This is a genomic window from Falsiroseomonas sp. (assembly GCF_051860665.1).
Classification (GTDB): Bacteria; Pseudomonadota; Alphaproteobacteria; order Acetobacterales; family Acetobacteraceae; genus Falsiroseomonas.
In genome coordinates this window covers 1-23,757 of sequence record NZ_JBHYDM010000012.1, presented here as the reverse complement: position 1 = coordinate 23,757, position 23,757 = coordinate 1, and the positions used below count along the sequence as shown (strand labels likewise).

Below are 23,757 nucleotides of genomic sequence, written 5' to 3'. Positions count from 1 at the left end.
CATCGCATGACCCTGGGCGCGCAGGTCAGGCCGTGGCAGAGAGGGCCATGCCCGATGACGGCCGATTCCCTGCCGCGATGTCCGACCATCCCGACGAGAGCACCGATCCGCTCGATGTTCTGAGCCGCGTCTTCGGCCACCCCGGCTTCCGCGGGCGGCAGGAGGAGGTGGTGCGGCATGTGGCCGGCGGGGGCTCCGGCCTGGTGCTGATGCCGACCGGTGGCGGCAAGTCGCTCTGCTTCCAGGTGCCTGCGCTGTGCCGTCCCGGGGTTGGCATCGTCGTCTCCCCGCTCATTGCGCTGATGGAGGACCAGGTCGCCGCACTCCGCCAGCAGGGCGTGGCGGCGGCCGCGCTGCATTCGGACCTGCCGGAGGGCGAGTCCCGCACCGTGCTGCGCGACCTGCACAATGGCGACCTGAAGCTGCTCTATGTCTCGCCGGAACGCCTGGCGCTGGAGGGCATGCTCTCCCGGCTCGAGACGCTGCCGGTCGCGCTGTTTGCGGTGGATGAGGCGCATTGCGTCTCCCAATGGGGGCATCACTTCCGGCCGGAATACCGCGGCCTCGGCGTGCTGGCGGAACGCTTCTCCCGCGTGCCGCGGCTGGCGCTGACGGCCACCGCCGATCCCCGCACCGTCGAGGATATCCGCCGCCAGCTCGGTCTCTCCGAGGACCCGGTCTTCCGCGGCGGCTTCGACCGCCCGAACATCCGCATCGAGGCGGCGCCGCGCGAGAGCGAGCGCACCCAGCTACGCGCCTTCCTGCGCGAGGAGGCCGGCAAGGGTGGCGCCGGCATCGTCTATTGCGGCACGCGCAACAAGACCGACCAGACCGCCGAATGGCTGCGCGCGGAGGGGCATGATGCCCTGGCCTTCCATGCCGGCATGGAATCGGATGCGAAGCGGGAGGCGCATCGCCGCTTCGCCCGTGGCGATTCCGTGGTGATGTGCGCGACCATCGCCTTCGGCATGGGCATCGACCGCCCCGATGTACGCTGGGTGGTCCACCTGGATCTGCCGAAATCGCCGGAGAGCTGGTACCAGGAGATCGGCCGCGCCGGGCGCGACGGCCTGCCGGCCCGGGCCCTGCTGCTCTATGGCGCCGGCGATATCGCGCTCGGCCGCCACCGGATCGAGGAAAGCCCCGCGGCGCTGGAGCAGAAGCGGATCGAACGGCAGCGGCTGGATGCCATGGTGGCGATCGCCGAGGCCGCCACCTGCCGCCGCCAGATCCTGCTGCGCTGCTTCGGGGAGCCGGAGCCGCCGCCCTGCGGCAATTGCGATGTCTGCCGCAGCCCGCCCAAGGTCTTTGACGGCACGGTCGCGGCCCAGAAGATGCTCTCGGCCGTGCTGCGCACCGGGCGGCGCTTCGGCGTGGCGCATGTGGTGGACGTGCTGCGCGGCAAGCTGACCGACAAGGTCGCGCAATTCGCCCATGACAAGCTGCCGACCTTCGGTGTCGGCCGCGATTTTTCCGAATTCGCCTGGCGGGGCGTCGCACGCCAGCTGGTGGCGCGCGGCATCCTGGATGTCGCCGTGGAGAACCATGGCGAATTGGTGCCGACGGATGCCGCCAAGCCGATCCTGAAGGGGGAGGAGAAGGTGATGCTGCGGGAGGATCTCGTGCAGGCCTCCGCCGCCCCCGCCCGCAACGGCCGCAGCGCCGGCGGCAGCGCCGCGCCGGTGGGTGATGCGGCCTTCGAGGCGCTGCGCGACTGGCGCCGTGGCGAGGCGCAGGCGCAATCCGTGCCCGCCTATGTCATCTTCCAGGACCGCACCCTGGCCGAGATCGCCGCCCAGCGGCCGCGCAGCCTGGACCAGCTCGGCGAGATCGCCGGCGTCGGCCGCACCAAGCTGGACCGCTATGGCGAGGCCGTGCTGCGCGTGCTGGCGGAGCTCTGAGCGGCGCTACTCCGCCACGAAGCGCGTGGCGTTGCGCTGGCGGTCCCAGAACAGGGTGATGGTGCTGACGCGGCAGAGGTTCACCTGGCGCAGCTCCGACTGGTCGCGATCCTCATAGACCACCTTGATGTCCCACATGCATTCGCTGGAGCGGCCGGGGAAGGTGACGTTGAAGCTGCGGCCATTGGCCAGCACGTTCTGGCCCAGGATGTCGCGGCCCCAGTTCGGGCTGCTGGAGGGGCCGACATAGACCTCGTTGATCTGGTAGCCGGTGCGATTGACCATGGTGAAGTCCTGCCGGCCCTGGGCCTGCGCCGGCGCGGCGGGGCCCATGGCGGCAAGGCAGGTGGCGGCGAGGCTGGCGAACAGAAGGCGGCGCATCGGGATCTTCCCTGGAGTGGCAACACCGCGAGCCTCGGCCGCGATGGTGAACTTCCGAAGGGTGTTCCGTGTCCGGAATGTGTCATTTCGTGGTTGAACGCGGCCGGTCGGAAACCTTCGGACGACCGTGAACGTTCTGGCAACTCCAGAGGGAGAGACCAGCATGGCCGACCGCAAACCGACCTCCGATGACGCGGAAAATCCCAAGACGGTGCCCGATCCCGCCTCCAATACCATCAAGGACCCGGATGACTGGACCACGGGGGATGAGGCGATGACCGGGGCCCAAGCCTCCTACCTGAAGACGCTGAGCGAGGAGGCGAAGGAGGAATTCGACCCCTCCCTCTCCAAGGCCGATGCCTCGAAGCGCATCGATGAGCTGCAGGCGAAGACCGGCCGGGGCCGGTCCTGAAGCCTGTGTCGTGGGCTCAGGCGTAGGCGCGCTCCACCAGCGGACCGGGCGGCGGGGCGGAGGCGATCTCGCGGATGATCTTCCGCTTCACCGCCGTCTCGAAGGCCTCGAAACCCTCGGCGACCATCAGGAAGGCGCCGGGGCCGCCGATCACCTCGTCGCGGTAGTAGTCATCCAGCGGCGGCATGCCGGCGGCCCAGGGCTGCGGGGATTTGTCGATCACCGCCAGGCCGTTCATGACGATGCCCTTGGCCAGGGCATCGGCCCGCGCATCGGCCACCGGGCGGCCGGAATTGCTGATGCCATCGCCGGAGATATCCACCACCTTCCGCGTGCCCTCGAAGCCCTGGCCGAAGAGGCCGGCGGCATAATCCATGGCGCCGGAGATGGAGGTATAGAGCCAGGTGCGGCGCGGCGCGGCATCCAGCGCCTGCGCCAGCCCCTCGGCGGAGGCCGCGCCATCCACCCGGGTCCAGGGCACCAGCAGTTCCTGGATATGCCAGTCCGACCAGGTGAAAAGGGTGACGGCGATCTGCCCCAGCGGGCCGCCGGCGATGCCCTCGATCAGGCGCGGGTCGCGGAAGGCGGCGGCATAGCCCTTGAACTGCAGCTCCTGCTCCTGCTCGTCGACGGAACGGCTGACATCGACGGCGAGCACCAGCTCGATATCCACCGGCTCCTGGGCACGCGCCGCGCGGGGGCGGAGGATGAAGGGGGCGGCAAGGGCCCCGGTGATGATCCCACGGCGGGTGAGTGATCCGATCCGCATCGCACGCGCTCCTGTTCAGCCTGCTGGCCGTGCCCTGCGCGAGTGCTCCCGCGGGCTAGGTAGAGCGCATCATGCTGCACCGCAACATAAGAAATCCTTAAAATCGGGCAGTTCATCTTCTGAATTGACCGGATCGGGGCAGTTTTTTTCTGGTTGCCGACTTCTAAGGCAATCCTAACGCCCGCCGCCAGGCGCGCAGCGTCGCCATGCCACATTCCGGGCAGATATCAACGACCTGGCGCGGTGGCCTCAGAAAGCCGGCGAGGGCGCTCAGCCCTGCCAGCGGGTGCTGCCGATGGCCGGAATCGCATTGGCGCGGTCGCGCAGGGCGGAGAGGGCGGGGAAGCGCCCGGCAGTGAGCTCGGGCAGCACCCGATCGGCGAAATCCAGCCCCGCCACCGCCGTCACATCGGCCAGCGTCGGCGCCTCTCCGCAGAGCCAACCGCCGGAGTCCGCCAGCGCGTCCAGCGCCGCGAAACCGGCCTGCGCCTGGCTGGTCTGCTTGGCCAGGTTGTCGGCCCAGCGCATCGCCTCCGGCCGCCGGGCCTCGTAATAGGCGGCCACCACCTTCTCCGTGGCGCCGACGCCGAGCGCCGTGGCGCGCAGCACCGCCCGACGCGCGGCGCCGGTGCGCGGCACCAGGGCGCGGTCGGGGCCGGCCAGCTCATCCAGCGCATCGAGGATCGCGACGCTGTCCAGCAGCACCTCCCCATCCTCCATCACCAGCGCCGGCACCCGGCCGAGCGGGTTGAAACCGCGGATCTCCGCGCCGTTCTCCGCCGTGCTGAAGGGGCGCTGCGCATAGCGCAGGCCGAGCAGGTTGAGCGCGGCCGCGGTGCGGCGGACGAAGGGGGAGAGGTTGCGGCCGATGAGGATCATGGCCGCCAGGGTCCCAGCCCGCGGGGCGGAAGGGAAGGGACCCGCGCAAAAGAAAAGGGGGCGCCTTGCGGCGCCCCCTTCCCAAGGCTTCGCGAGAGGCCTGCGATCAGCGCAGGACGATCTCGACGCGGCGGTTCTGCGGCTCGCGCACGCCGTCGGCGGTCGGGACCAGCGGGCGGCTCTCGCCGAAGGCCTGGATGGCCATGGCGGAGCGCGCCACGCCACGGCGCTCCAGCTCGGCGGCAACGGCCGCCGCGCGGCGCTCGGACAGGCGCTGGTTGTACTGCGGCGTGCCCGAACGGTCGGCGTGGCCGGAGACCTCGATGCGGGTCGTGCCGGCGCGCTGGCTGTTCGTCGCGGCCTCGGCGATGATCTGGCGGGCGCGGTCCGTCAGGTCGGCGCGGTCGAAGTCGAAGAACACCAGGTAGGTGCGGGCGATGGTCTGCGGCGGCTGCGTCGGAGTAACCGGCGCCACGACCGGCGGCGGCGGCGTCACGCCGAAGGCGTAGCGCAGGCCGATCAGCAGGCTGTGGTTGTAGTTGTCCATCTCCGCATTGCCGCGGCCCGAATTGTCACGGCGCGCGTCGACTTCGTTGTCGATCGTGCCGAGGAAGCGGTATTCGGTGGTGATGGCCAGGCCCGGCACCTGCGCGATCGGGAAGGCCGCGCCGACGATCGCCTGGTAGGCGAACTGGCCGTCGGTGCCGTCGATGCGCACGGTCGCGCCGCTGTTCACGCCGCCACGGATGTCGTTGTCCACCCACTGGTAGCCGGCGCCGACGCCGACATAGGGGGTGATGAAGCTGCCCGGGCCGAGGTCGAAGTCGTACAGGGCATTCGCCATCACGCCATAGGTCGTGGCGCGGCCGGAGGAGCGGCCGTTGCGCGGCACGCCCATGCCGGAGACGTCGTCCACGTCATTGGTGCGGTAGGAACCCTCGATCTCGGCGCGGACGCCGTTGCCGAAGCCGTAGCCCAGGCTGATCACGCCGACATAGCCGTAGTTGAACTCGGCGGTGCCGGTGCGCGGCACGCCGGGAATGACGCTCGCCATGCTCGGGGACAGGGTGATGTCGGATTCCTGCCGCAGGTTCACACCCGCGCCACCACCGATGTAGAGGCCGCTGATCGGCTGCGCGTTCGCGGCGACCGGCAGAGCCAGCACCGTGGCGGCCAGAAGGATCTTCCTCAGGCTCATTGATTTTCTCCTCAAGAACAAACGCGGCACCGGGCGGCGTGGCCCTTCCACAGTGGCGGTCCATGCCGCCGCACCAGATGCATGACCGCTATCTACACCGCTTTTCGCGCTTCTCCATCGCTGATGCAGCACAATCCCCGCACTGTGATAATGCGGCCACAGCCCACCATGGCAAATTGGTCACAGCGGCGAGAGCAGGTCCGGTTCGGTCGTTTCTGCCAGGGTACCCGGCGGCAGAAGGCGGGTCGCATGGCCCAGTTTGCGGCCCTCGCGCGCTTCCGCCTTGCCATAGAGGTGCAGTGCGACATCGGGCGCGGCGGCCAGGCGTGGCCAGGCGGCGAAGCTCTCGGGCCCCACCAGGTTCTTCATGACCGAATCGGCGTGCCGGCCCGGCTCCGGCAGCGGCAGGCCGGCCACCGCGCGCATATGCAGCTCGAACTGCCCGTGCCGGCAGGCATCCATGCTCCAATGGCCGGAATTGTGCGGCCGGGGCGCCATTTCATTGGCCAGCAGGCTGCCGTCCGGCAGCAGGAACATCTCCAGCGCCAGCACGCCCACCAGTTCCAGCGCCGTGGCCAGGGCCGCGACATGCGCCCGGGCCTGGGCGGCCACCGAATCCGCCACCATCGCGGGGGCGAAGGTCAGGTCCAGGATGTGGTGTGCATGGCGGTTCTCCACCGCATCGAAGGTCACGACCTGGCCGTCCAGGCCGCGCGCGGCGATGGCGGAGACCTCCTTCGCGAAGGGGATGAAGGCTTCCATGATCAGCGGATGCGGGGCCAGCCGGGCGAAGGCCTCGGCCGCCTCCTCCGCCCGCCGCAGCACGGCCTGGCCGCGGCCGTCATAGCCCATGCGGGTGGTCTTCAGCACCGCCGGCAGGCCGAGTTCGGCGATGCCGGCCTGGAGGTCCTCCAGGCTGTGAACGGCGCGCCAGGGGCCGACGGGAATGCCCGCCGATTCGAAAAAGCGCTTTTCCGCGATGCGGTCCTGGCCGATGCGCAGCGCGGCGACGCCGGGGCGGCAGGGCACCAGGGGCGCCAGCGCATCCAGCGTTTCGGCCGGCACATTCTCGAATTCGAAGGTCACCACATCCACGGCGGCGGCGAAGCGGGCCAGCGCCGCGGCGTCCGTATAGGGTGCGACGGTGCGGGCGGCGGCCACCTGCATGCCGGGGCTGTCCTCCTCCGGCGCATAAATGTGGCAGCGATAGCCCAGCGCGGCCGCGGCCAGGGCCGACATGCGGCCGAGCTGGCCGCCGCCCAGGATGCCGATGGTGGAGCCGGGCGGGAGCATCGCGGTGTTCATCGCCGTCAAATCGGGGACTCCGCCACGGCATCGGTCTGGGCCTGGCGGAACTCGGCCAGCCGCGTGGCCAGGGCCGGATCCTCCAGCGCCAGGATGGCGGCTGCCAGCAGCCCGGCATTGATGGCGCCGGCCTTGCCGATGGCCAGCGTGCCCACCGGGATGCCGCCCGGCATCTGGACGATGGACATCAGGCTGTCCATGCCCTTCAGCGCATGGCTTTCCACCGGCACGCCGAGGACCGGGAGCGGCGTGAGGGAGGCGACCATGCCCGGCAGGGCGGCCGCGCCGCCGGCGCCGGCGATCAGCACCTTGAGCCCCCGGCCGGCCGCGGCCTGGGCGTAGTCGTACATGCGGGTCGGCGTGCGATGGGCGGAGACCACCCGTGTCTCATGTGCCACACCCAGCCTGGCCAGGACCTCCGATGCATGGCGCATCGTCTCCCAGTCCGAGGTGCTGCCCATGATGACGCCCACGCGGGGTTGCGCGGCGTTTGGCTCGGTCATCGCTGCCTCGGCATGCTTGCGGTCAGGGTAAATCGGTTCAGGCGCTGATATCGGGGACCAGCTGGCTTTCCAGCCAGGCGATCTCGTCCTTCAGCTTCAGCTTGCGCTTCTTCAGGCGCTGCAGCTGCAGGGCATCCGTCGCGGCCTCGGCCAGCCGCGCGGTCACGGTGTCGAGGTCCCGGTGCTCGCTGCGCAATTCGTGCAGCCGGCGGAGGAGGCTATCGCGATCGGCCTGCATGCGCCCCCAATGTTTCAGTTGGGTGTCTCAAACTTGGCGCTGGAAAGCGCCGATCAGCGGCATAACATGACAGGCGCGGGCGCAGAAGGGACGGTTGCGCGCCCGGGGCCGGTTATGCCGCCTGTCACTTCCTGCGGCGCCCGCCTCCGGCGTGGATCGTGCCGCCGCTGCCCCGCAAGGCAACGGACAAGGATGATTGCGCATGGCCGAGGCTGCCCGTATCCGCACCCTTGAGGCGCGGCACGCGACGCTCGAGACGCGAATCGCGGAGGAGGGGGGACGACCCCGCCCCGATGACCTGGCGCTGATGCGCCTGAAGCGCGAAAAACTGCGCCTCAAGGAAGAGATGGAAAAGCTGAAGCTGCGCCACTGAGTGGCGCCGGGACGGGGCCCGCCCCGTCCCGCATCCGCGGCCAGGAAGGCCGCGGGGCCCGGCGGCCAGGAGGGCCGCCAGGGGCCTTTCTCCCGAAAATCAGGCGGCGGCGTCGTCCATCGGCAGCGGTGCGGGGATCGGCCCGCCATGCCGGTCATTCGCCGTGCCCACCGCCTCGTTCAGCGCCGTCTGCGTGCAGAGGCCCAGCGTCACCGGGTCCCGCGGCTTGATGTTCGGCGTGTTCGGATGCGTCTTGTCGCGCACCTTGGCGATGGTTTCCTTGGTGGTGGCCAGCAGCTTCACGATCTGCGGGTCCGACAGCTGCGGGTAGTTGCGCAGCAGCCAGGCGATGGCATCCGGCCGCTCCGTGCGCTTCGCCACCGGAATATAGCGCGCGCCCTTGCTGCGCTGCTTGGGCAGCGGGGTGGCGCGTTCCGTCAGCACCAGGCGCGCGGCCGGGCTCGCCTCGCAGCGGGCGATCTCCTCCCGCGTCAGCTGGTCATTGGCCACCGGGTCGTAGCCGACGATCCCCTGCGCCACCTCGCCATCCGCGATGGCCTGGACTTCCAGCGGGTGCATGCCCACGAAATCGGCGATCTGTTCGAAGGACAGCGAGGTCTTCTCGATCAGCCACACGGCGGTGGCCTTCGGCATCAGGGGCGTCTTCATGATGGGACCCTTTGGTGGTTCGGCCCGCGACCCGGGCAGGCAACCGCTCCGCCGGGGCGCCCGCGCCTCGTCGTATCGGATATAGAGAGCGGTCGGGGCTGGGTCAAAGCCTCGCGGCAGGATGTGAGAGGGTTTGGCGATGATGATGGAGGAGGAGGCCCCGCGGCCGAAGGGACGTTTTGCGCGGCCGGTGATGGATCGCTGGGATGTGGACGAGCTGCGCGCCTATATAGAGGAGCTGCGCGTCGAGATCGCCCGCGCCGAGGCGGAGATCGGCAAGCGGCAGGCGGGCCGTGCCGCGGCGGATCTGTTCTTCAAGCCGCCGCCCCAAGGCTGAGAAGGGCCGGCGGATCGCGCCGCCGGCCCCCCCCTTTCACTTCGACCTCAGGCGGCCTGGGCCTGGGGCGCCGGATTCTCCAGCACCCGCTGCGGCGCGCGAGCGGCCTGGATCTCGATGCGACGCGGCTTCAGCGCCTCCGGCACCTGACGCTTGAGCGCCACATGCAGCAGGCCGTGCTCGAGCTGCGCACCCTCGATGACGATATGGTCGGCGAGGACGAAGCGACGCTCGAAGGCGCGGCCGGCGATGCCGCGGTACAGCACCCGGCCATTCTCCTGGTTCGCCGCGGCCGGCGCGGCCTTGCCGGCAACTGTCAGGGTATTGTCGTGCCCCGTGACCTCGATGTCGTCGGGGCCGAAGCCGGCGACGGCCATGGTCAGGACATAGCTGTCCTCACCGGTCTTCTCGATGTTGTAGGGGGGGTAGCTGGGCCCCTCGGCCGCCGCGCGGGCGTTTTCCACCAAGCGGGCCATGCGGTCGAAGCCGATGGCGGAGCGGAACAGGGGGGAGAAATCGAAAGCGTTCACGGAAGACCTCCTGCGATAGCAAGGTCGGTTGTGCCGCGGTCCACCGGAACCCTGCCCCCGCGAACGGGCGGCTTCTCCGGTCACCGCGCCTTCGGCCCCGATCGGGCACCGTCGGCAGCGCAGGAATTGGTCAGCGCCCAGCCCCGCTTCAAGGGGGCCGAAGACGCGAAAAGCGCGCCCCGGAGACCGGCGGCGCGCTTCGGAACCAGCGGAACCCCGCGCCGGATCAGGCCGGCTTGCGGATGCCCAGGCCGGCGAACTTCTTGTTGAACTTGGCGATCTGGCCGCCCGTGTCCATCACGCGCTGCTGGCCGGTCCAGGCCGGGTGCGACTTCGGGTCGATGTCGAGGCGCAGGGTGTCGCCTTCCTTGCCGTAGCAGGACCGGGTCGTGAAGGTCGTGCCATCCGTCATGATGACGTTGATGGTGTGATATTCGGGGTGGATATCGGGCTTCATCGCAGGGTGCTCGTGCAAATGGGCCCGCCGACAGCGACCGGCAGGCGCGGGAAGGCGCGCTATAGAGGAGGCCCTGCGCCCGCGCAACCTGCGGCTTGCGGCGGGCAGGCCGGGCCGCCCTTCCTGCTCCGGCCAGTCAAGAACCGGATAAGAAGGTTATAATATTGCCGGGCGCTATGTTGTAACCAAATACAAGAAAGACGCGGATTGGCCTTGTTAAGTCACGGCCGCCGTACCAGAAAATCCGCATGCCCCATGACGGTCACGACCACGTCTTCACCGGCCAGGATCCCGCCTTCCGACGGGTTCTCTGGATCATCATCCTGCTGAACGGCGGGATGTTTTTCGTCGAATTCATCGCCGGCGCCCTTTCCGGGTCCCTGGCGCTGCAGGCGGACAGCCTGGACTTCGCCATGGATGCCGCGACCTACGGGGTTTCGCTGGCCGTCATCGGCATGGCGGCGGCAACGCGGGCGCGGGCCGCGCTGCTGAAGGCCGTCTCGCTCGGCCTGATGGCGGCCTGGGTGCTGGGGGCGGCGGTGTGGCGGACGCTGGGGGGCGGGGTGCCGGAGGCCTTCACCATGGGCGGCATCGCCATCGCCGCCTTCTCCGCCAACCTCCTCTCGGTCCTGCTGCTGTGGAAGTGGCGGGAGGGGGATGCGAATATCCGCTCCGTCTGGCTGTGCAGCCGCAACGACGCCTATGGCAACCTGCTGGTGCTGGCCGCCGCCGCCGGCGTCTTCGGCACCGGCACCCGCTGGCCGGACCTGGCGGTGGCCGCGGTGATGTCGGGCCTGTTCCTGCAGACCAGCATCCTGACCATCCGCACGGCCCTGGCCGAGCTGCGCCAGGTCGATACGCATGGCGACCATGCGGGGCATGCCCATTGAGGCGCCGCGCCGATTGAGGGACCCTTCCGGCGCAGCTTCCAGGGGATGATCGCATGCGCCTGCAGGGGAAATCCGCCATCTTCGCCGGCGCCGGCCTGCCGGTGGCGGGGGCGCGCTGCGCATGAACCAGGCCGTCTCGCCCGCCGATGCCGGCCGGCCGCTGAACATCCTCTCGATCCAGTCCTGGGTCGCCTATGGCCATGTCGGCAATGCCTCCGCCGTCTTCCCGCTGCAGAGGCTGGGGGCGGAGGTCTGGGCGCTGAACACGGTGCAGTTCTCCAACCACACCGGCTATGGCGCCTGGCGCGGCCAGGTTTTTTCGAGTGAGCTGATCGAGGAGCTGGTGCTGGGCATCGCCGAGCGTGGCGCGCTGTCGCGCTGCGACGCCGTGCTCTCGGGCTACATGGGCGATGCCGGGATTGGGGAGGCGATCCTCTCGGCCGTGGATCGCGTGAAGGCGGCCAACCCCGCGGCCATGTACTGCTGCGACCCGGTGATCGGCGATGTCGGGCGCGGGATCTTCGTCCGCCCCGGCATTCCGGAGTTCATGCGCGACCGCGCCCTGCCGGCCGCCGATATCCTGACACCGAACCAGTTCGAGCTGGAATGGCTGACCGGCCAGGCCATTGCCGGCCTGGACAGCGCCAAGGCCGCCATCTCCGCCTTGCAGGCCAAGGGGCCGCGCTGCGTGCTGGTCACCTCGCTGCGGGTGGAAGACACGCCGGCCGAGGCCATGGACATGCTGGTGGGGGAGGGCGGGCGCTTCCACCGCATCCGCACGCCGCTGCTGCCGATCTCCGTCAATGGCGCGGGGGATGCGATCGCGGCGCTGTTCCTGTTCCACCGGCTTCGCTGGGGCGAGCCCTCCGTCGCGCTCTCGGCCGCGGCCTCCTCCATCTACGGGCTGCTGCGGCGCACGGCGGAGGCTGGGTCGCGGGAGATCCTGACGGTGGCGGCGCAGGAGGAGTTCGTCACCCCCTCCCGCGTCTTCCGCGCCGAGGCCTGCTGAGGGGCAACGCGGGGCCCTGCTGGCGCGTTGTTCTCCCACAATCGGGAGAGCCGCCGCCATGCCGAGCCACATCCGCCACAGCCTTCTGGCCTGCGGCGCCCTCCTCGCCACCAGCCTCATGGCCACGCCGGCGCCGGCGCAGGACCTCGGCCAGCTGGGCGACGTGCTGCGCCAGTTCCAGGGCGGCGACCCGAACGAGGCACGGCGCCAGCAGGATGAGCAGATGCGCGAGCAGCGCGAGCGCGAGGCCTATGAGCGCGGCCGCGAGCGGGAGCGGGAGCGCCAGGTGCGGCGCGAGAGCGAGGGGCGGGAGCAGCTGCGCCACCGCCAGACGCGGCAGCAGGATCTGCGCGAGCGCGACCGCCAGCTGGCGGAACAGCAGCGCCAGCTTCAGGAACAGCAACGCCGGATCGAGGAGGAGCGCCGGCGGCTGCGCTGAGGCGCTGGACGCTCCGGTCCACCCATGCAACGGTTGGGGTTCCATTCCGGAATTCCGCCGTGAAGTCCTTTCTGCTGCTGGCCCTCACGCTCACCGCCGCCTGCTCCGCAACGGCCAGCTCCTCCTCGGCCGATGACCGGCGCTGGATCAACCAGTGTCTGCGCGACAATCGCGAGGCGCGGGTCTCGCAGAGCGTGGTGCGCGCCTATTGCAGCTGCATGAACGACCGCATGTCGAACAACGAGACGCGCTCCATCACCCAGTGGGAGCGCGCCAATCCCCGCGCCCGCGAGGCCTGCGAGCGCCGGTCCGGCTGGACCTAGAGCAATTCCAAGCCTTGCCGCTTCGCAAGGCGACTCGCAGGAGCCTACTCGTGAAGCCCATTCTTCTCCTGGTCGTCGCGCTCTGCGCAGGCTGCTCCGCGATGCGGTCCCCCGATGAGGCGCGCACGATCAACGAGTGCCAGCGCAGCCATCGGCAGGGACAGGTGCCGGACAGCGTCGTCCGCAGCTACTGCGCCTGCATGGCCGAAAGCCGGGCGACCAGAGGCTCCGTCCACCTGGCGCCCGGCGGGGTGGCCGATGGGCGCGACCACGCCGCCTGCGAGCGCCGCTCCGGAATGCGCTAAAGCAAGGACTTTCGGCGCCCGGGGGGCGAAGGCGATGGACCGCTGAAAACGGCAGTGCGACTGTTGCGGCGTCGCACCGGAGCCTTGCCGTGAAGCCTTTTCTGCTGCTGGCCGTCGCGCTCTGCGCGGGCTGTTCTGCGCCCATCAACCCTGTCTACAGTTACCTGTTGAACGATTGCGTGAACGACCATCGCCGGGCGCCGGTGTCGCAGAGCGTCGTCCACAGCTATTGCGCCTGCATGGCGGGCAGGAGGAGCAGGGATCCGTTACGCCCCGACCCTCGTGACCAGGAGTTCTGCCAGCGGCGGTCCGGCTGGACCTGATCAGGACGCCTCCGCGAACTGCGCCTCGTGCAGCCGGCGATAGGGGCCGTCGGCGGCCAGCAATTCCTGGTGCGAGCCCTGCTCCGCGATGCCCCGTTCGGTCACCACCAGGATGCGGTCCGCGTCGCGGATGGTGGCCAGGCGGTGTGCGATGACCAGCGTGGTGCGTCCCTGCGCCAGTTCGGCCAGGGCCTGCTGGATGGCGCGCTCCGTCTCCGTATCCAGGGCGCTGGTCGCCTCGTCCAGGATCAGGATGGGCGGGTTCATCAGGAAGATGCGCGCGATGGCCAGGCGCTGCTTCTGGCCGCCCGAGAGCTTCACGCCGCGCTCGCCGATCAGCGTGTCCAGCCCCTCCGGCAGCTCCGCGATCAGCGCATCCAGCCGGGCGCGGCGGGCGGCGTCGCGGATCTCGACCTCGCTGGCGCCGAGGCGGCCGTAGGCGATGTTCTGGCGGATGCTGCCGGCGAAGAGGAAGACATCCTGCTGCACCAGCCCGATCTGCCCGCGCAGGGAGGCCAGCGTCATGCGCCGGATGTCGATGCCATCGATGGTGATGCGCCCGGCCTGCACCTCGTAGAAGCGCGGCAGCAGGGAGCAGATGGTGGTCTTGCCGGCGCCTGAGGGGCCGACCAGGGCGATGGTCTCCCCCGGCGCCACCGCCAGCGAGAGGTCGCGCAGCACCGGGCGGTCCGAGGTGTAGCCGAAGGTTACCCCCTCGAAGCGCACGGCGCCGCGGAGTGGGGGTGCGGGGGTGGCATCCGGCGCATCGGCGATGTCGGGTTCGGTGGCCATCAGGTCCAGGTAGCTGCGGAAGCCGGCCAGGCCCTTGGGATAGGTCTCGATCACCGCGTTGATCTTCTCGAGCGGCCGGTAGAAGACATTCACCAGCAGCAGGAAGGCGACGAAATCGCCGATGGACAGGCGCCCCGCCACGATCAGCGCGGCACCGGCCAGCATCACCACCAGCTGCACCAGTCGCATGCCCAGGTAGTTCAGCGTCATGCCGATCGCCATGATGCGATAGGCCTCCAGCTTGGTGCGCTGGTAGTTCGCATTGTCCGCCGCAAACAGCTTGCGTTCATGCGCCTCGTTCGCAAAAGCCTTGACCACGCGGATGCCGCCGACCGCTTCCTCGATGCGGGCATTGAAGGCGCCGACGCGGCCGAACTGCGCCTGCCAGTTCAGCGTCATCCGCCCGCCGTAATGCGCGACGACCCAGCCCACCAGCGGCACGATCACGGCCGTCAGCAAAGCGAGCGTCGGGCTGACCAGCAGCATCAGCGCGAAGGCGCCCAGGAAGGTCAGCACCGCGACCAGCAGATCCTCCGGCCCGTGATGCGCGACCTCTCCGATATCCTCCAGGTTCTTCGTCACGCGGCCGACCAGGTGGCCGGTTTTCTGGTTGTCGTAGAAGCGGAAGGACAGCCGCATCAGCTGGTCGAAAGCGTTGCGGCGCAGCTCCGTCTCGATGGCGATGCCCAGCACATGGCCCCAATAGGTGACCACGGCCATCAGCGCCGCATTCAGCAGGTAGATCGCCAGCAGCGCGGCGACCGCCAGGCCGATGAGGCCCATATCCTGCTGCGGCAGCAGATGGTCGATGAAGCCGCGCACCGCCATGGGGAAGCCGAGCTCCAGCACGCCGGAGAGCGCGGCGCAGCCGAAGGCGATCAGCGCCAGGCGCAGATGCGGGCGGTAGAAGCCGAGGAATTTGCGGAGCATGGGGCGGCGATACACCACCCCATGCGGCGGCTGCAAACGCGGGTCGTTCAGCTGGGCTCGATGCCTGCGGCGCGGATCAGGCGCTGCCAGGTGGCGCTGTCGGCGGCGAGCTGGGCGGCGAAATCGGCCTCGCTGGTCGGGCGCGGGGTCAGGCCGCGGCGGCCGAATTCCGCCACCACCTCCGGATCCGCCAGCACCTCCCGCAGCGTATCGCCGAGGCGGGTGCGGATGGCCGCCGGCGTGGCCTTGGGCACCAGGATGCCGTCCCAGTTCAGCACCTCGAAATCCGCCAGCCCCGCCTCGATCATGGTCGGCACCTCCGGCAGTTCCGGCGCGCGGCCACGGGTGGCGACGGCAAGCGCCCGGATGGTGCCGGCGGCGACATGGGTCAGCACCGTGCCGATGGGCGAGAAGGAGAAATCATGCTCCGCCGCCACCAGCCCCAGCATCTGCGGCCCGCCGCCGCGATAGGGCACGGCCACCGTCTTCACCCCCGCGATGCTGTCCAGCAGGATGCCGCAGAGATGGCCGGGGGAGCCGACGCCGCCGGTGCCATAGGTCAGCGTCTCCGGCCGCGCCTTCGCCGCCGCCAGAATATCCGCCACGCTGCGAAAGGGCTTTGCGGCCGGCACCACCAGCACATTGGTGGCGTTGAACAGCATCGACAGCGGCGCGAGGTCCGCGATCGGGTCGAAGGGCATGGTCTTCAGCAAGGCGGGGTTCACCGCCAGCGTGCCGATATTGGCCGAGACCAGCGTCGTGCCATCCGGCGCCGCCCGCGCCGCCGCCTCCGCCGCCAGGTTGCCGCCGGCGCCGGTGCGGTTGTCGATCACCACATTCTGGCCGAGGCGTGCCGCAAGCCGGGGCTGGATGATGCGCAAGGCGGCATCGGAGGCACCGCCGGGCGGGAAGCCGATCAGCAGGCGGATCGGCCGGTCCGGCGACCAGCCCTGGGCGCGGGCCAGGGATGGCGCGGCGAGCGCCCCGAGGAGGAGAGAGCGGCGGGCGAGCATGGGGCGGGTCCTCCGTGGATTCGCCGCCGCCCATGCAACGATCACGCCATCATACGCGTCGCACGTTGATCGGCAGCGCCATGCCCTTCTGCGGCGTCGAAATGCTCTTCCGCCAGGCGCTGTCCACGAAATACTGGCCGAGGGGGATGTAGGGCACATCCTGCCAGAACTGCGCCTGCAAGCGGCGGGCGATGGCCTTCTGGGCGTCGAGGTCGGGCGCCTCCAGCCATTCGTCGCGCAGGCCTTCCAGCGCCGGGCTGGTGGGCCAGCCGAACCAGGCCTGGCGGCCATTGGCGCGCAGCAGCGGATGCACGCCGGGATTGCCGAGATCGACGCCGCCGAAGAGCACGATCAGCGCATTCCAGCCGCCCTCATTCGGCGGGGTCATCCGGCCGCGGCGCTGCAGCACCGTGCCCCAGTCGCTGGTGGCGCTTTCGGCATTGAGGCCGGAGCGCTTCAGCGCATCGGTCAGCACGGTGGTCAGCGTGTTGTTGTTCACCACGTCGGTCGGGTGCAGCACCGTCACCGGCTGGTTGGCATAGCCCGCCTCCCGCAGCGCGGCCCGCGCCCGGTCGAAGCTGCGCGGGCCGGTCAGGGCGGTCAGCCCCTCGTCATTCACCAGCGGGGAGGAGCGCGGGAAGACACCCATGCCATCCGACCACAGGGCCCGGTCGGTGCCCATGATCGAGGTCATGAAATCCGCCTGATTGATGGAATGCAGCAGCGCGCGGCGCACCCGCACATCGTCGAAGGGCGCATGCAGGTGGTTGAAGCGCAGATGCGCCATCAGCCCGCCGAAATCCACGCGCTCCACCGTGATGTCCCGGTTGCGCGCCAGCAGCGGGCGCAGGTCCGGCGCTACCTGCTCGTACCAGTCGATCTCGCCGGACTGGATGGCGGCGGCGGCGGTGCCGGCATCGGTGATGATGTTGAATTCCACCCGCTCGAAATGCGCGATCTTGGCGCCGCCGAGCAGGCTGGGCGGGTTCGGGTTCGGCACATAGTCGGCGAACTTCTGGTAGACCACGCGGGCGCCGGACAGCCGCTCATTCGCCACGAAGCGATAGGGGCCGCTGCCCACCACCTCGGTGAAGGGGGTGGTGGGGTCCACCGTGGCAAAGCGCTCGGGGAAGATGAAGCAGGGGTAGGAGGACGGCTTGCCGAGTGCCTCCAGCATCGGGCCGAACTTCTGGTTCAGGCGGATCTCGAAGCGGCGATCGTCCAGCGCGGTCATCGCCGCCGTTCGCGCCCGCAGCGTCTGGCCGAGAGTATCGCGCGCGGACCAGCGGGCGATGGAGGCGACGGCATCCTGGGCGCGGATCGGCGTGCCGTCGTGGAATTTCGTTCCGGCCCGCAGGGTGAAGACCCAGCGCAGCCCGTCCTCCTCCACCACATGGCCCTCGGCCAGCTGCGGACGCATGACGAAGTTGGTGTCGGGCCCGTAGAGCGTGTCCCAGCACATATGGCCGTGGTTGCGCACGCCGTAGCTCGTGGTGTTCAGCGGGTCGAGCGTGGTGACATCGGCCTGCGGGATGAAGCGCAGCGTATGCGCGGCCGCGCCCTGGGCCAGCGCCGGGGCGGCCAGGCGGGGCAGGGCGAAGGGCAGGGCGGCGGCGGCGGTTCCGGTCAGCAGGCTGCGGCGATGCATCGGGGTCTCCGGCAGGGGTTTTGCGGGCAGCATGGGGGAGTGTCCGGCTGCGACGCAACCGCCCTTGAAGCCGCCCGGCCGCAGCGCCAGATCCGCGGAGGATCCGGGCCCCTCTGGCGCAGCCGCGCGATGTCGGATTTTCCAACGGAGGGTTTTGGCCATGTCCCCTGCGCGCCTGAACGGGTCTGCCCGATGATCGGCGAGTTCATCGCCTGGCTGGTGGTGGCCTTCCTGGTGAACCCCCTGACCGCCGAGGTGCAGTCGCGCCTGGCGGAGGCCAATGCCCCGCCCGCCATCGTCGCACAGGTCGCCGCCTGCGGCGCCGCGGCCGCGCCCGTCTTGCTGCAGCGCGCGGCGGAGGATCCCTGGTGGGCGATCCGCACCGGCCTCGCCACCTGGATCGGCACGGTGCAGGCTGAGGTGGTGCTGGCCGAGGCCGCGCCCGGCTGCACGCCCGCGCTGCAGGCGGCCCGGCCCTACCTGCCGCAGGGCTGAGCAGCCGCGCGGCGGCGGCGGCCAGAAAGCGGCTTCCACCCCGGTTGCAAGCCGGGCGGACCGGCGCGCATGATCCCCCCGCAGACAAACGGGGAGGCCCTCGATGGCCATCATGATTCCGCGCCGCAGCGCGCTTCTGCTGGGCGCCGCCGCGCTCTCGGCGCCCTTCATCCGGACCGCCCAGGCGCAGACCACCTATGAATGGGTGGCGGGCTCGGTCGGCGGCGGCTGGTACACCATGGCCGCCGGACTTTCCTCCCTGATCGGGGAGGAGAACCCGAATATCCGCATCCGCGTCGTCCCCGGCGGCGGCCTGGCCAATTCCACCCGCGTGAACAACGGCCAGTCGCAGCTCGGCTGGGGCATCGATGCCTTCACCGCCGCCGCGGCCCGGGGCGAGGAGCCCTACACGGCCAAGCATGAGCGGCTGAAGAGCCTCGGCACCGGCTACAGCCCGACCGAGCACAACCTGGTCCGTGCCGTCGGCTCGGGGCCGGAGGGGATGCGGGAGATCCTGACCCAGCGCGGGCTGAAGATCGCCTGCCCGCAGCGCTCCTCCACCGACGAGATGACGCTGCAGCGCATCCTGCGCTTCCTCGGCACCAGCCCGGACCGCATCCGCAGCGAGGGCGGCCGCTACCTGAACGGCAGCTACGCCGATATCGCCGCCGCCTATGCCGATGGCCAGGTGGACTACCTGTATTGCGCGCTGGCCAAGCCGGCCGCGATCCTGACGGAGATCGGCCAGGGCCGCCGCGCCTCCCAGCTCGTCGGCTTCCCGGACGATGTGCGCAAGCACCTGGCCGATACCTACGCCTATGCGGAAGGCGTTCTGCCCGCGGCGACCTATCCGCAGCTGCAGTCGCGCGACCTGATGGTGACCACCATGGACAGCGTGATCCTGACGCATGAGACGCTGCCGGATGATGTCGCCTATGGCATCACCAGGACGCTGATCAAGAACCGCGGCCCGCGGCTGACGCAGATCCATGCCAGCATGGGCGCCTTCGACCCGGCGGTGGCCTGGAAGTACAATGGCGTGCCGCTGCACCCCGGCGCCGCGCGCGCCTTCCGCGAAGCCGGCGTGATGCCGGCCTGATCGACGGCAGGGCTGGCGCGGCAGGATGCGTGAACTCGCCGGCCCACTGAAGTGGGTCTGTTGGGGCTGGGCCGCGGCGGCTGCCGCGGTCCACCTCTATTTCGGCGGCACGGGATTTCCCGAGCCGATCCAGATGCGCGGCTTCCACCTGCTGGTGTTCACGCCGCTGCTGTTTCTTCTCTACCCGGCGTCCAAGACCCGGTCGCCGATGCACCGGCCCTCCGTGCTCGACTGGATCTGGGCGGTGGCGGCCGGGCTGCCGCATGCCTGGGTGATGTGGAACTGGATGGCGGTCGCCGACCGCATGGAATATGTCGACCCCTTCACCACGCCCATGATGGTGCTCGGCATCGTCGCCATCGTGACGCTGCTGGAGGCCACGCGCCGCGCGGTGGAGCCGGGCCTCGCCTGGATGGTGCTGGGCTGCCTGGCCTATATGCAATGGGGCTACCTGCTGCCCGGCGTGCTGAATGCGCGCCCCTTCACCCCGGCCGAGATCGTCGAATCCGCCTGGCTGGTGCCCACCGCCGGCGGCATCTACGGGCCGCTGACCGGCATCGTCGCCACCACCATCGCGGTCTTCATCCTGTTCGGCAGCTTCATGCAGGGCAGCGGTACGGGAAGGCTGTTCTCCAATCTCGGCGCCGCGCTGGCCGGGCGCTATACCGGCGGGCCGGCCAAGGTCGCCGTCATCACCTCCGGCCTGTTCGGCACGATGAGCGGGTCCTCCGTCTCCAACGTCATCACCACCGGCGCCATGACCATCCCGCTGATGACGCGCATCGGCTACAAGCCGGCGGTCGCCGGTGGGATCGAGAGCGCGGCCAGCGTCGGCGGCGCGCTGATGCCGCCGGTGATGGGGGCTGCGGCCTTCGTCATGGCCGAGATCACCAATATCCCCTATGGCGAGATCCTGATCGCCGCCGCCATCGGCGCGGTGCTCTACTACTTCGCCATCCTCGCCGCGGTGCATTTCGAGGCAAAGCGCGCCGGCATGACAGCGATGGCGGCGAAGGATATCCCGGCCTGGCGCGAGGTGCTGGCGGATGTCCACCTGGTGCTGCCGATCATCGTGCTGGTCTGGCTGATGACCGAGCGCTGGTCCGGCAATTTCGCCGCCTTCTGTGCCACCGTGGCGATGGTCTTCGTCGCCATGCTGCGCAAGCGGTCGCGGATGTCGCTGTGGCAGATCGTGGAGGCGCTGGCCCAGGCCGGGCTGACCATGGCGCCGCTGGCCGTCTCCATCGCCGGCGCCGGCATCGTCGTCTCGGCGCTGACCGCCACGGGCATGGTCGTGGCCTTCGGCGGCATCATCAAGGGTCTCGCCGGCGGCAACCTGGCGCTGCTGCTGATGCTGCTGGCGCTGACGGTGCTGGTGCTGGGCTTGGGCGTGCCGACGACGCCCAGCTACATCATCGCGGCTGCCATCGGCGTGCCGCAGGTGCTGGAACTCGGCGCCTCGATCGGCGTGGATCCGCTGGCCGCGCATCTCTTCACCTTCTACTTCGCGGTGATCGCGGATGCGACGCCACCCGTCGCGGCGGCGGCCTTCGCGGCGGCGGCCATCGCCAAGGCCAGCCCCACCATGACCAGCGTGCACGCCACGCGCTTCGGCATCGCCGGCTTCACCGTGGGCTTCGCCTTCATCTACGACCCCAGCATCATGATGCGTGGCTCGCTGCTGGACATCTTCATGGCGACCGCCATCCAGGTCGGCGCGCTGACGCTCATCACCTCCGCCTATGCCGGCTACCTGATGGCCCGCACCGGTCCGCTGCTGCGCATCGCCATGGCCGCGGCCGGGCTGGTGGCCGCCTTCGGCCATATGTTCAACGATACCAGCCGCTTCCTTCTGGCCTTCGGCCTGCTGGGCACGGTGGCGGCCTGGCAAATGGCGACGGCACGAACCGCGCGCCGCATCGAGGGAGAGAAGGCATGATCAGGACAACGCTCGCGGCCGCCGGGCTGTTGCTGGCGCTGGCGGCGCCGGCCATGGCGCAGACCATGGCGGCGCCGGGCCCCACGCTGCAGGCGGTGCGCGCCAAGGGCTCCGTCGATTGCGGCGCGCATCCCGGCGCGCCCGGCTTCGGCGTGATGGACAGCCGCGGCATCTATACGGGGCTCGACGGCGATACCTGCCGCGCCATCGCCGCCGCCGTCTTCGGCGATGCGGCCCGCGCGCGTTTCGTCGTCGTCACCTCCGCCGCCCGGCTGCCGGCGCTGCAATCCGGCCAGATCGACGTGCTGCCGCGCACCACCACCTGGACCCAGTCCCGCGATACGGCGAACGGGCTGAACTTCACCGCGGTGAACTTCTACGACGGCCAGGGCTTCCTGCTGCGCACCAGCCTGGGCGTGACGCGCGCATCGCAGCTGGATGGCGCGACCTTCTGCGTCACCTCCGGCACCACCAACGAGCTGAACCTGGCCGACTGGGCGCGCAGCAACCGGCTGAACATCCGCCCCGTGGTCTTCGAGCAGAATGACGAGACGCGCATCGCCTACCAGTCCGGCCGCTGCGATGTCTTCACCACCGATGCCTCCCAGCTCGCCGGCATCCGCTCCGCCCTGCAGAATCCGTCGGAGCATGTGGTGCTGCCGGACATCATCTCGAAGGAGCCGCTGGCGGTCGCGGTGCGGCATGGCGACGACCAGTGGTTCGACATCGTGCGCTGGACCATCTTCGCGCTGATCGAGGCGGAGGAGCTGGGCGTGACCCAGGCCAATGTCGATGAGATGCTGGCCAGCCCGCGGCCGGAAGTGCGCCGCCTGCTCGGCGTCTCCGGCGACCACGGCCCCTTCATGGGGCTGGATCGCCGCTGGGCCTATAACGCCATCAAGGCGGTCGGGAATTACGGCGAGATCTTCGAGCGCCACCTGGGCCGCAACACGCCGGTGGGCCTGGCCCGCGGCGTGAACGACCTCTGGACCCGGGGCGGGCTGATGTACGCGCCGCCCATTCGTTAGGCGCGCACCATTCCCGTCGGGTAGAGCCGGCCGCCCGGCTCCACCCGCATCGCCTCCAGCACGAAGCCGCGCGGCATCTCCACCACTTCGTGCAGCGGCGCGGCGTCCCGCGCCGCGTCCCAGGCGGCGGCGAGGGGCCGTCCCTCGCAGCCCTCCGTGCCGAGGCCCAGCAGGTGCAGCACGGTGGGCGCGATATCGGTGAGATCCGCCGGCGCCTGCGCCACCGCGCCACGGCGGAAGGGACCGCCCTGCATCACCAGCACCGTCGCCAGCTCCGCCCGGTGCAGCCCGCCATGCATGCCGCCGCCCTCCGGCACATCCGGCGCGTCGAAGGGGGCGTGGCCGGGAAGACCCCATTCATCCGCCTCCGCACTTCCCGCAAAGGTCGCCACCAGATCCGCGCTGCGCCGGTGCCCGCTGCCAAGCAGCGACAGCGCCATGGCCTGGCCCGCCGGCAGGATGGAGGGATCGCGCGCCAGCAGCGGCCCGGCCCAGGCCTGGGTCGCCAGGAACTCCGCCACCTGCGGCGCCAGCGCCTTGTCCCGGAACCACATCCCCGGCGCGGCGGCGGGCGCGACCACCACATCCACATCATCGGCCATGCCGGTGCCCGCGCGAAAACCCGCGCGCCGCAACTCCGCCGTCAGCGACAGCTTGCCGCGCCCCGTCACATGGCCATGGTCGGACAGGACGATGATGCCGATCTCCGCCGCATCCGGCTGCGCATCCCGCCAGACGACGATCTGCCCGACCACCGCATCCGCCGCTGCCAGCCCGGCGCGCGCCTCCGGCGACAACAGCCCACCCCAGTGGAAGGCGATATCCGGCTCCGACAGCCACAGCAGCGCCACATCGGGCCGCAGCTTCGGCAGCACATGATCGAGCAGCACCCGCCCCGCATGCGCCACGCGGCCGAGGTTGGGCACCGCATGCGGCGGGGTTTCGCCCAAGGCCGCGCGCACCTCCGCCGCCGTCGCCCCCTCACTGTCCTCGACATTCCAACGAAAACTGCCGAGCCGCTCCGCCGCCGGATGCAGCAGCCGCGCCGCGCCCGCCGTGCCGGCACTCACCAGCGCAAAACTGCGCCCGGCCCCGGCCAGGCGCTCACCCAGGCTGGGCCGCTCCAGCGGACTCTCACGGCCCTGCGCCATGGCCAGGACATCCGCCACCAGCTTCGTCCGCAACAGCCGGTCCGGCGCTACCGCCGCATCGAACAGCGTATTCGCCACCATGCCATGCCCACCCGGCCGGCACCCCGTGATCAGCGACGGCGTCGCCACCCGCGTCTCGCTCGGAAACACACTCCGCGCATTGGCAAACCGCGTCCCCGCAGCCACCAGGGCCGCCAGATTCGGCGTCGCCTCGACCGACACCATGTCCGGCCGCAACCCATCCAAGGCGACCAGCACGTAACGGGGCATGAACTCGGACTCCTGGGGGTGAGGGGGTGTGGTTCGGGTGGTTTGCAGGGAGGGCGCTGCCCTCCCCGCACCCCTCCCGCGAAGGGGCAGTGGCCCCTTCGAACCCGGGGATGAGGGGCGGGAAGGAGGAGGGGCCGGCGCGCGCGCCGAA

At 70.1% G+C, this 23,757-nt stretch carries 27 protein-coding genes; 13 read left to right on the top strand and 14 right to left on the bottom strand.

All coding sequences use genetic code 11. From position 1 onward, the window contains the following. Positions 1–77 precede the first annotated feature (77 nt). The gene (gene recQ / locus ACTIF1_RS13890; protein WP_439597031.1) at positions 78–1,901 is read left to right on the top strand and encodes a DNA helicase RecQ; all 1,824 of its coding nucleotides are present in this window, start codon (positions 78–80) and stop codon (positions 1,899–1,901) included. A 6-nt stretch (positions 1,902–1,907) separates the two neighbouring features. On the opposite strand, the gene ACTIF1_RS13885 is transcribed toward recQ, so the two are convergent. Then, complete coding sequence (locus ACTIF1_RS13885; RefSeq protein WP_439597030.1) at positions 1,908–2,282, bottom strand: hypothetical protein; 375 nt, start codon at positions 2,280–2,282, stop codon at positions 1,908–1,910. 163 nt (positions 2,283–2,445) lie between these two features. Here ACTIF1_RS13885 and ACTIF1_RS13880 point away from each other — a divergent pair, with 163 nt between their 5' ends. Continuing rightward, a complete protein-coding gene (locus tag ACTIF1_RS13880) occupies positions 2,446–2,694 on the top strand; it encodes a DUF3072 domain-containing protein (protein ID WP_439597029.1) in 249 nt (82 codons plus the stop codon). A gap of 16 nt (positions 2,695–2,710) precedes the next feature. Here the strand turns inward: ACTIF1_RS13880 and ACTIF1_RS13875 are convergent, their stop codons facing one another. The 6 genes from ACTIF1_RS13875 to ACTIF1_RS13850 all read right to left on the bottom strand — a co-directional run bounded on the left by ACTIF1_RS13875 (position 2,711) and on the right by ACTIF1_RS13850 (position 7,586). Further along, positions 2,711–3,463 (bottom strand): DUF1194 domain-containing protein, encoded by a 753-nt coding sequence (locus tag ACTIF1_RS13875; RefSeq protein ID WP_439597028.1) that lies wholly within the window; start codon positions 3,461–3,463, stop codon positions 2,711–2,713. 270 nt (positions 3,464–3,733) lie between these two features. Continuing rightward, positions 3,734–4,342: a glutathione S-transferase family protein gene (locus ACTIF1_RS13870; RefSeq protein ID WP_439597027.1), complete on the bottom strand. Its 609-nt coding sequence runs from the start codon at positions 4,340–4,342 to the stop codon at positions 3,734–3,736. 106 nt (positions 4,343–4,448) lie between these two features. Further along, positions 4,449–5,540 carry an OmpA family protein gene (locus tag ACTIF1_RS13865; RefSeq protein WP_439597026.1) on the bottom strand — a complete coding sequence of 364 codons (1,092 nt, stop codon included), beginning with the start codon at positions 5,538–5,540 and terminating at the stop codon, positions 4,449–4,451. 180 nt (positions 5,541–5,720) lie between these two features. After that, positions 5,721–6,845: a 5-(carboxyamino)imidazole ribonucleotide synthase gene (locus tag ACTIF1_RS13860; protein WP_439597025.1), complete on the bottom strand. Its 1,125-nt coding sequence runs from the start codon at positions 6,843–6,845 to the stop codon at positions 5,721–5,723. Between the two features lie 5 nt (positions 6,846–6,850). After that, positions 6,851–7,348 carry a 5-(carboxyamino)imidazole ribonucleotide mutase gene (gene purE, locus ACTIF1_RS13855; protein WP_439597024.1) on the bottom strand — a complete coding sequence of 166 codons (498 nt, stop codon included), beginning with the start codon at positions 7,346–7,348 and terminating at the stop codon, positions 6,851–6,853. Between the two features lie 37 nt (positions 7,349–7,385). Next, positions 7,386–7,586: a DUF465 domain-containing protein gene (locus ACTIF1_RS13850; protein WP_439597023.1), complete on the bottom strand. Its 201-nt coding sequence runs from the start codon at positions 7,584–7,586 to the stop codon at positions 7,386–7,388. A gap of 202 nt (positions 7,587–7,788) precedes the next feature. Between ACTIF1_RS13850 and ACTIF1_RS13845 the strand changes: the two genes are divergently transcribed. Further along, on the top strand, positions 7,789–7,959 hold the full coding sequence (locus ACTIF1_RS13845; protein ID WP_216840107.1) for a YdcH family protein: 171 nt from the start codon (positions 7,789–7,791) through the stop codon (positions 7,957–7,959). A 99-nt stretch (positions 7,960–8,058) separates the two neighbouring features. On the opposite strand, the gene ACTIF1_RS13840 is transcribed toward ACTIF1_RS13845, so the two are convergent. Then, on the bottom strand, positions 8,059–8,628 hold the full coding sequence (locus tag ACTIF1_RS13840; RefSeq protein ID WP_439597022.1) for a cell cycle transcriptional regulator TrcR: 570 nt from the start codon (positions 8,626–8,628) through the stop codon (positions 8,059–8,061). Positions 8,629–8,767: 139 nt separating this feature from the next. Here ACTIF1_RS13840 and ACTIF1_RS13835 point away from each other — a divergent pair, with 139 nt between their 5' ends. Then, positions 8,768–8,965, top strand: a complete 198-nt coding sequence (locus ACTIF1_RS13835) for a DUF1192 family protein (RefSeq protein WP_439597171.1) — start codon at positions 8,768–8,770, stop codon at positions 8,963–8,965. 47 nt (positions 8,966–9,012) lie between these two features. Here ACTIF1_RS13835 and ACTIF1_RS13830 read toward each other — a convergent pair whose 3' ends face one another. Beyond that, complete coding sequence (locus tag ACTIF1_RS13830) at positions 9,013–9,495, bottom strand: Hsp20 family protein (protein ID WP_439597021.1); 483 nt, start codon at positions 9,493–9,495, stop codon at positions 9,013–9,015. 226 nt (positions 9,496–9,721) lie between these two features. After that, the gene (gene rpmE, locus ACTIF1_RS13825; RefSeq protein ID WP_439597020.1) at positions 9,722–9,952 is read right to left on the bottom strand and encodes a 50S ribosomal protein L31; all 231 of its coding nucleotides are present in this window, start codon (positions 9,950–9,952) and stop codon (positions 9,722–9,724) included. A 248-nt stretch (positions 9,953–10,200) separates the two neighbouring features. Here rpmE and ACTIF1_RS13820 point away from each other — a divergent pair, with 248 nt between their 5' ends. The 5 genes from ACTIF1_RS13820 (at position 10,201) to ACTIF1_RS13800 (ending at position 12,918) form a co-directional block, all read left to right on the top strand. Continuing rightward, positions 10,201–10,842 carry a cation transporter gene (locus tag ACTIF1_RS13820; RefSeq protein ID WP_439597019.1) on the top strand — a complete coding sequence of 214 codons (642 nt, stop codon included), beginning with the start codon at positions 10,201–10,203 and terminating at the stop codon, positions 10,840–10,842. 121 nt (positions 10,843–10,963) lie between these two features. Further along, positions 10,964–11,851 (top strand): pyridoxal kinase PdxY, encoded by an 888-nt coding sequence (pdxY, locus tag ACTIF1_RS13815; protein ID WP_439597018.1) that lies wholly within the window; start codon positions 10,964–10,966, stop codon positions 11,849–11,851. A gap of 58 nt (positions 11,852–11,909) precedes the next feature. Further along, positions 11,910–12,290 carry a hypothetical protein gene (locus tag ACTIF1_RS13810; RefSeq protein ID WP_439597017.1) on the top strand — a complete coding sequence of 127 codons (381 nt, stop codon included), beginning with the start codon at positions 11,910–11,912 and terminating at the stop codon, positions 12,288–12,290. A gap of 59 nt (positions 12,291–12,349) precedes the next feature. Then, positions 12,350–12,613 carry a hypothetical protein gene (locus ACTIF1_RS13805; protein ID WP_439597016.1) on the top strand — a complete coding sequence of 88 codons (264 nt, stop codon included), beginning with the start codon at positions 12,350–12,352 and terminating at the stop codon, positions 12,611–12,613. A gap of 101 nt (positions 12,614–12,714) precedes the next feature. Beyond that, positions 12,715–12,918, top strand: coding sequence for a hypothetical protein (locus ACTIF1_RS13800; RefSeq protein WP_439597015.1), 204 nt, complete (start codon positions 12,715–12,717; stop codon positions 12,916–12,918). A 323-nt stretch (positions 12,919–13,241) separates the two neighbouring features. Here ACTIF1_RS13800 and ACTIF1_RS13795 read toward each other — a convergent pair whose 3' ends face one another. Genes ACTIF1_RS13795 through ACTIF1_RS13785 form a run of 3 tightly spaced genes read right to left on the bottom strand, consistent with a single transcriptional unit; the run spans position 13,242 to position 17,624 of the window. Next, on the bottom strand, positions 13,242–14,963 hold the full coding sequence (locus ACTIF1_RS13795; protein ID WP_439597014.1) for an ABC transporter ATP-binding protein: 1,722 nt from the start codon (positions 14,961–14,963) through the stop codon (positions 13,242–13,244). Positions 14,964–15,010: 47 nt separating this feature from the next. Then, positions 15,011–15,976 carry a Bug family tripartite tricarboxylate transporter substrate binding protein gene (locus ACTIF1_RS13790; protein WP_439597013.1) on the bottom strand — a complete coding sequence of 322 codons (966 nt, stop codon included), beginning with the start codon at positions 15,974–15,976 and terminating at the stop codon, positions 15,011–15,013. Positions 15,977–16,025: 49 nt separating this feature from the next. Next, complete coding sequence (locus ACTIF1_RS13785) at positions 16,026–17,624, bottom strand: ABC transporter substrate-binding protein (protein ID WP_439597012.1); 1,599 nt, start codon at positions 17,622–17,624, stop codon at positions 16,026–16,028. A gap of 129 nt (positions 17,625–17,753) precedes the next feature. Here ACTIF1_RS13785 and ACTIF1_RS13780 point away from each other — a divergent pair, with 129 nt between their 5' ends. From ACTIF1_RS13780 to ACTIF1_RS13765, 4 genes are all read left to right on the top strand, one after another. Next, a complete protein-coding gene (locus tag ACTIF1_RS13780) occupies positions 17,754–18,119 on the top strand; it encodes a hypothetical protein (protein WP_439597011.1) in 366 nt (121 codons plus the stop codon). 103 nt (positions 18,120–18,222) lie between these two features. Beyond that, a complete protein-coding gene (locus ACTIF1_RS13775) occupies positions 18,223–19,218 on the top strand; it encodes a TAXI family TRAP transporter solute-binding subunit (protein ID WP_439597010.1) in 996 nt (331 codons plus the stop codon). Between the two features lie 25 nt (positions 19,219–19,243). Then, the gene (locus tag ACTIF1_RS13770; RefSeq protein WP_439597009.1) at positions 19,244–21,157 is read left to right on the top strand and encodes a TRAP transporter permease; all 1,914 of its coding nucleotides are present in this window, start codon (positions 19,244–19,246) and stop codon (positions 21,155–21,157) included. Beyond that, a complete protein-coding gene (locus ACTIF1_RS13765; protein ID WP_439597008.1) occupies positions 21,154–22,185 on the top strand; it encodes an amino acid ABC transporter substrate-binding protein in 1,032 nt (343 codons plus the stop codon). Before ACTIF1_RS13770 ends, ACTIF1_RS13765 begins: the two co-directional genes overlap by 4 nt. Here the strand turns inward: ACTIF1_RS13765 and ACTIF1_RS13760 are convergent. Continuing rightward, the gene (locus ACTIF1_RS13760; protein ID WP_439597007.1) at positions 22,182–23,606 is read right to left on the bottom strand and encodes an alkaline phosphatase family protein; all 1,425 of its coding nucleotides are present in this window, start codon (positions 23,604–23,606) and stop codon (positions 22,182–22,184) included. The two genes, ACTIF1_RS13765 and ACTIF1_RS13760, sit on opposite strands and share 4 nt — an antisense overlap. Positions 23,607–23,757 lie beyond the last annotated feature (151 nt).

Coding starts and splice junctions, on each gene's coding strand:
- recQ (WP_439597031.1), top strand. CDS start 78: ATGTCCGACCATCCCGACGAGAGCACCGATCCGCTCGATGTTCTGAGC.
- ACTIF1_RS13885 (WP_439597030.1), bottom strand. CDS start 2,282: ATGCGCCGCCTTCTGTTCGCCAGCCTCGCCGCCACCTGCCTTGCCGCC.
- ACTIF1_RS13880 (WP_439597029.1), top strand. CDS start 2,446: ATGGCCGACCGCAAACCGACCTCCGATGACGCGGAAAATCCCAAGACG.
- ACTIF1_RS13875 (WP_439597028.1), bottom strand. CDS start 3,463: ATGCGGATCGGATCACTCACCCGCCGTGGGATCATCACCGGGGCCCTT.
- ACTIF1_RS13870 (WP_439597027.1), bottom strand. CDS start 4,342: ATGATCCTCATCGGCCGCAACCTCTCCCCCTTCGTCCGCCGCACCGCG.
- ACTIF1_RS13865 (WP_439597026.1), bottom strand. CDS start 5,540: ATGAGCCTGAGGAAGATCCTTCTGGCCGCCACGGTGCTGGCTCTGCCG.
- ACTIF1_RS13860 (WP_439597025.1), bottom strand. CDS start 6,845: ATGAACACCGCGATGCTCCCGCCCGGCTCCACCATCGGCATCCTGGGC.
- purE (WP_439597024.1), bottom strand. CDS start 7,348: ATGACCGAGCCAAACGCCGCGCAACCCCGCGTGGGCGTCATCATGGGC.
- ACTIF1_RS13850 (WP_439597023.1), bottom strand. CDS start 7,586: ATGCAGGCCGATCGCGATAGCCTCCTCCGCCGGCTGCACGAATTGCGC.
- ACTIF1_RS13845 (WP_216840107.1), top strand. CDS start 7,789: ATGGCCGAGGCTGCCCGTATCCGCACCCTTGAGGCGCGGCACGCGACG.
- ACTIF1_RS13840 (WP_439597022.1), bottom strand. CDS start 8,628: ATGAAGACGCCCCTGATGCCGAAGGCCACCGCCGTGTGGCTGATCGAG.
- ACTIF1_RS13835 (WP_439597171.1), top strand. CDS start 8,768: ATGATGATGGAGGAGGAGGCCCCGCGGCCGAAGGGACGTTTTGCGCGG.
- rpmE (WP_439597020.1), bottom strand. CDS start 9,952: ATGAAGCCCGATATCCACCCCGAATATCACACCATCAACGTCATCATG.
- ACTIF1_RS13820 (WP_439597019.1), top strand. CDS start 10,201: ATGCCCCATGACGGTCACGACCACGTCTTCACCGGCCAGGATCCCGCC.
- pdxY (WP_439597018.1), top strand. CDS start 10,964: ATGAACCAGGCCGTCTCGCCCGCCGATGCCGGCCGGCCGCTGAACATC.
- ACTIF1_RS13810 (WP_439597017.1), top strand. CDS start 11,910: ATGCCGAGCCACATCCGCCACAGCCTTCTGGCCTGCGGCGCCCTCCTC.
- ACTIF1_RS13800 (WP_439597015.1), top strand. CDS start 12,715: ATGCGGTCCCCCGATGAGGCGCGCACGATCAACGAGTGCCAGCGCAGC.
- ACTIF1_RS13795 (WP_439597014.1), bottom strand. CDS start 14,963: ATGCTCCGCAAATTCCTCGGCTTCTACCGCCCGCATCTGCGCCTGGCG.
- ACTIF1_RS13790 (WP_439597013.1), bottom strand. CDS start 15,976: ATGCTCGCCCGCCGCTCTCTCCTCCTCGGGGCGCTCGCCGCGCCATCC.
- ACTIF1_RS13785 (WP_439597012.1), bottom strand. CDS start 17,624: ATGCATCGCCGCAGCCTGCTGACCGGAACCGCCGCCGCCGCCCTGCCC.
- ACTIF1_RS13780 (WP_439597011.1), top strand. CDS start 17,754: ATGTCGGATTTTCCAACGGAGGGTTTTGGCCATGTCCCCTGCGCGCCT.
- ACTIF1_RS13775 (WP_439597010.1), top strand. CDS start 18,223: ATGGCCATCATGATTCCGCGCCGCAGCGCGCTTCTGCTGGGCGCCGCC.
- ACTIF1_RS13770 (WP_439597009.1), top strand. CDS start 19,244: ATGCGTGAACTCGCCGGCCCACTGAAGTGGGTCTGTTGGGGCTGGGCC.
- ACTIF1_RS13765 (WP_439597008.1), top strand. CDS start 21,154: ATGATCAGGACAACGCTCGCGGCCGCCGGGCTGTTGCTGGCGCTGGCG.
- ACTIF1_RS13760 (WP_439597007.1), bottom strand. CDS start 23,606: ATGCCCCGTTACGTGCTGGTCGCCTTGGATGGGTTGCGGCCGGACATG.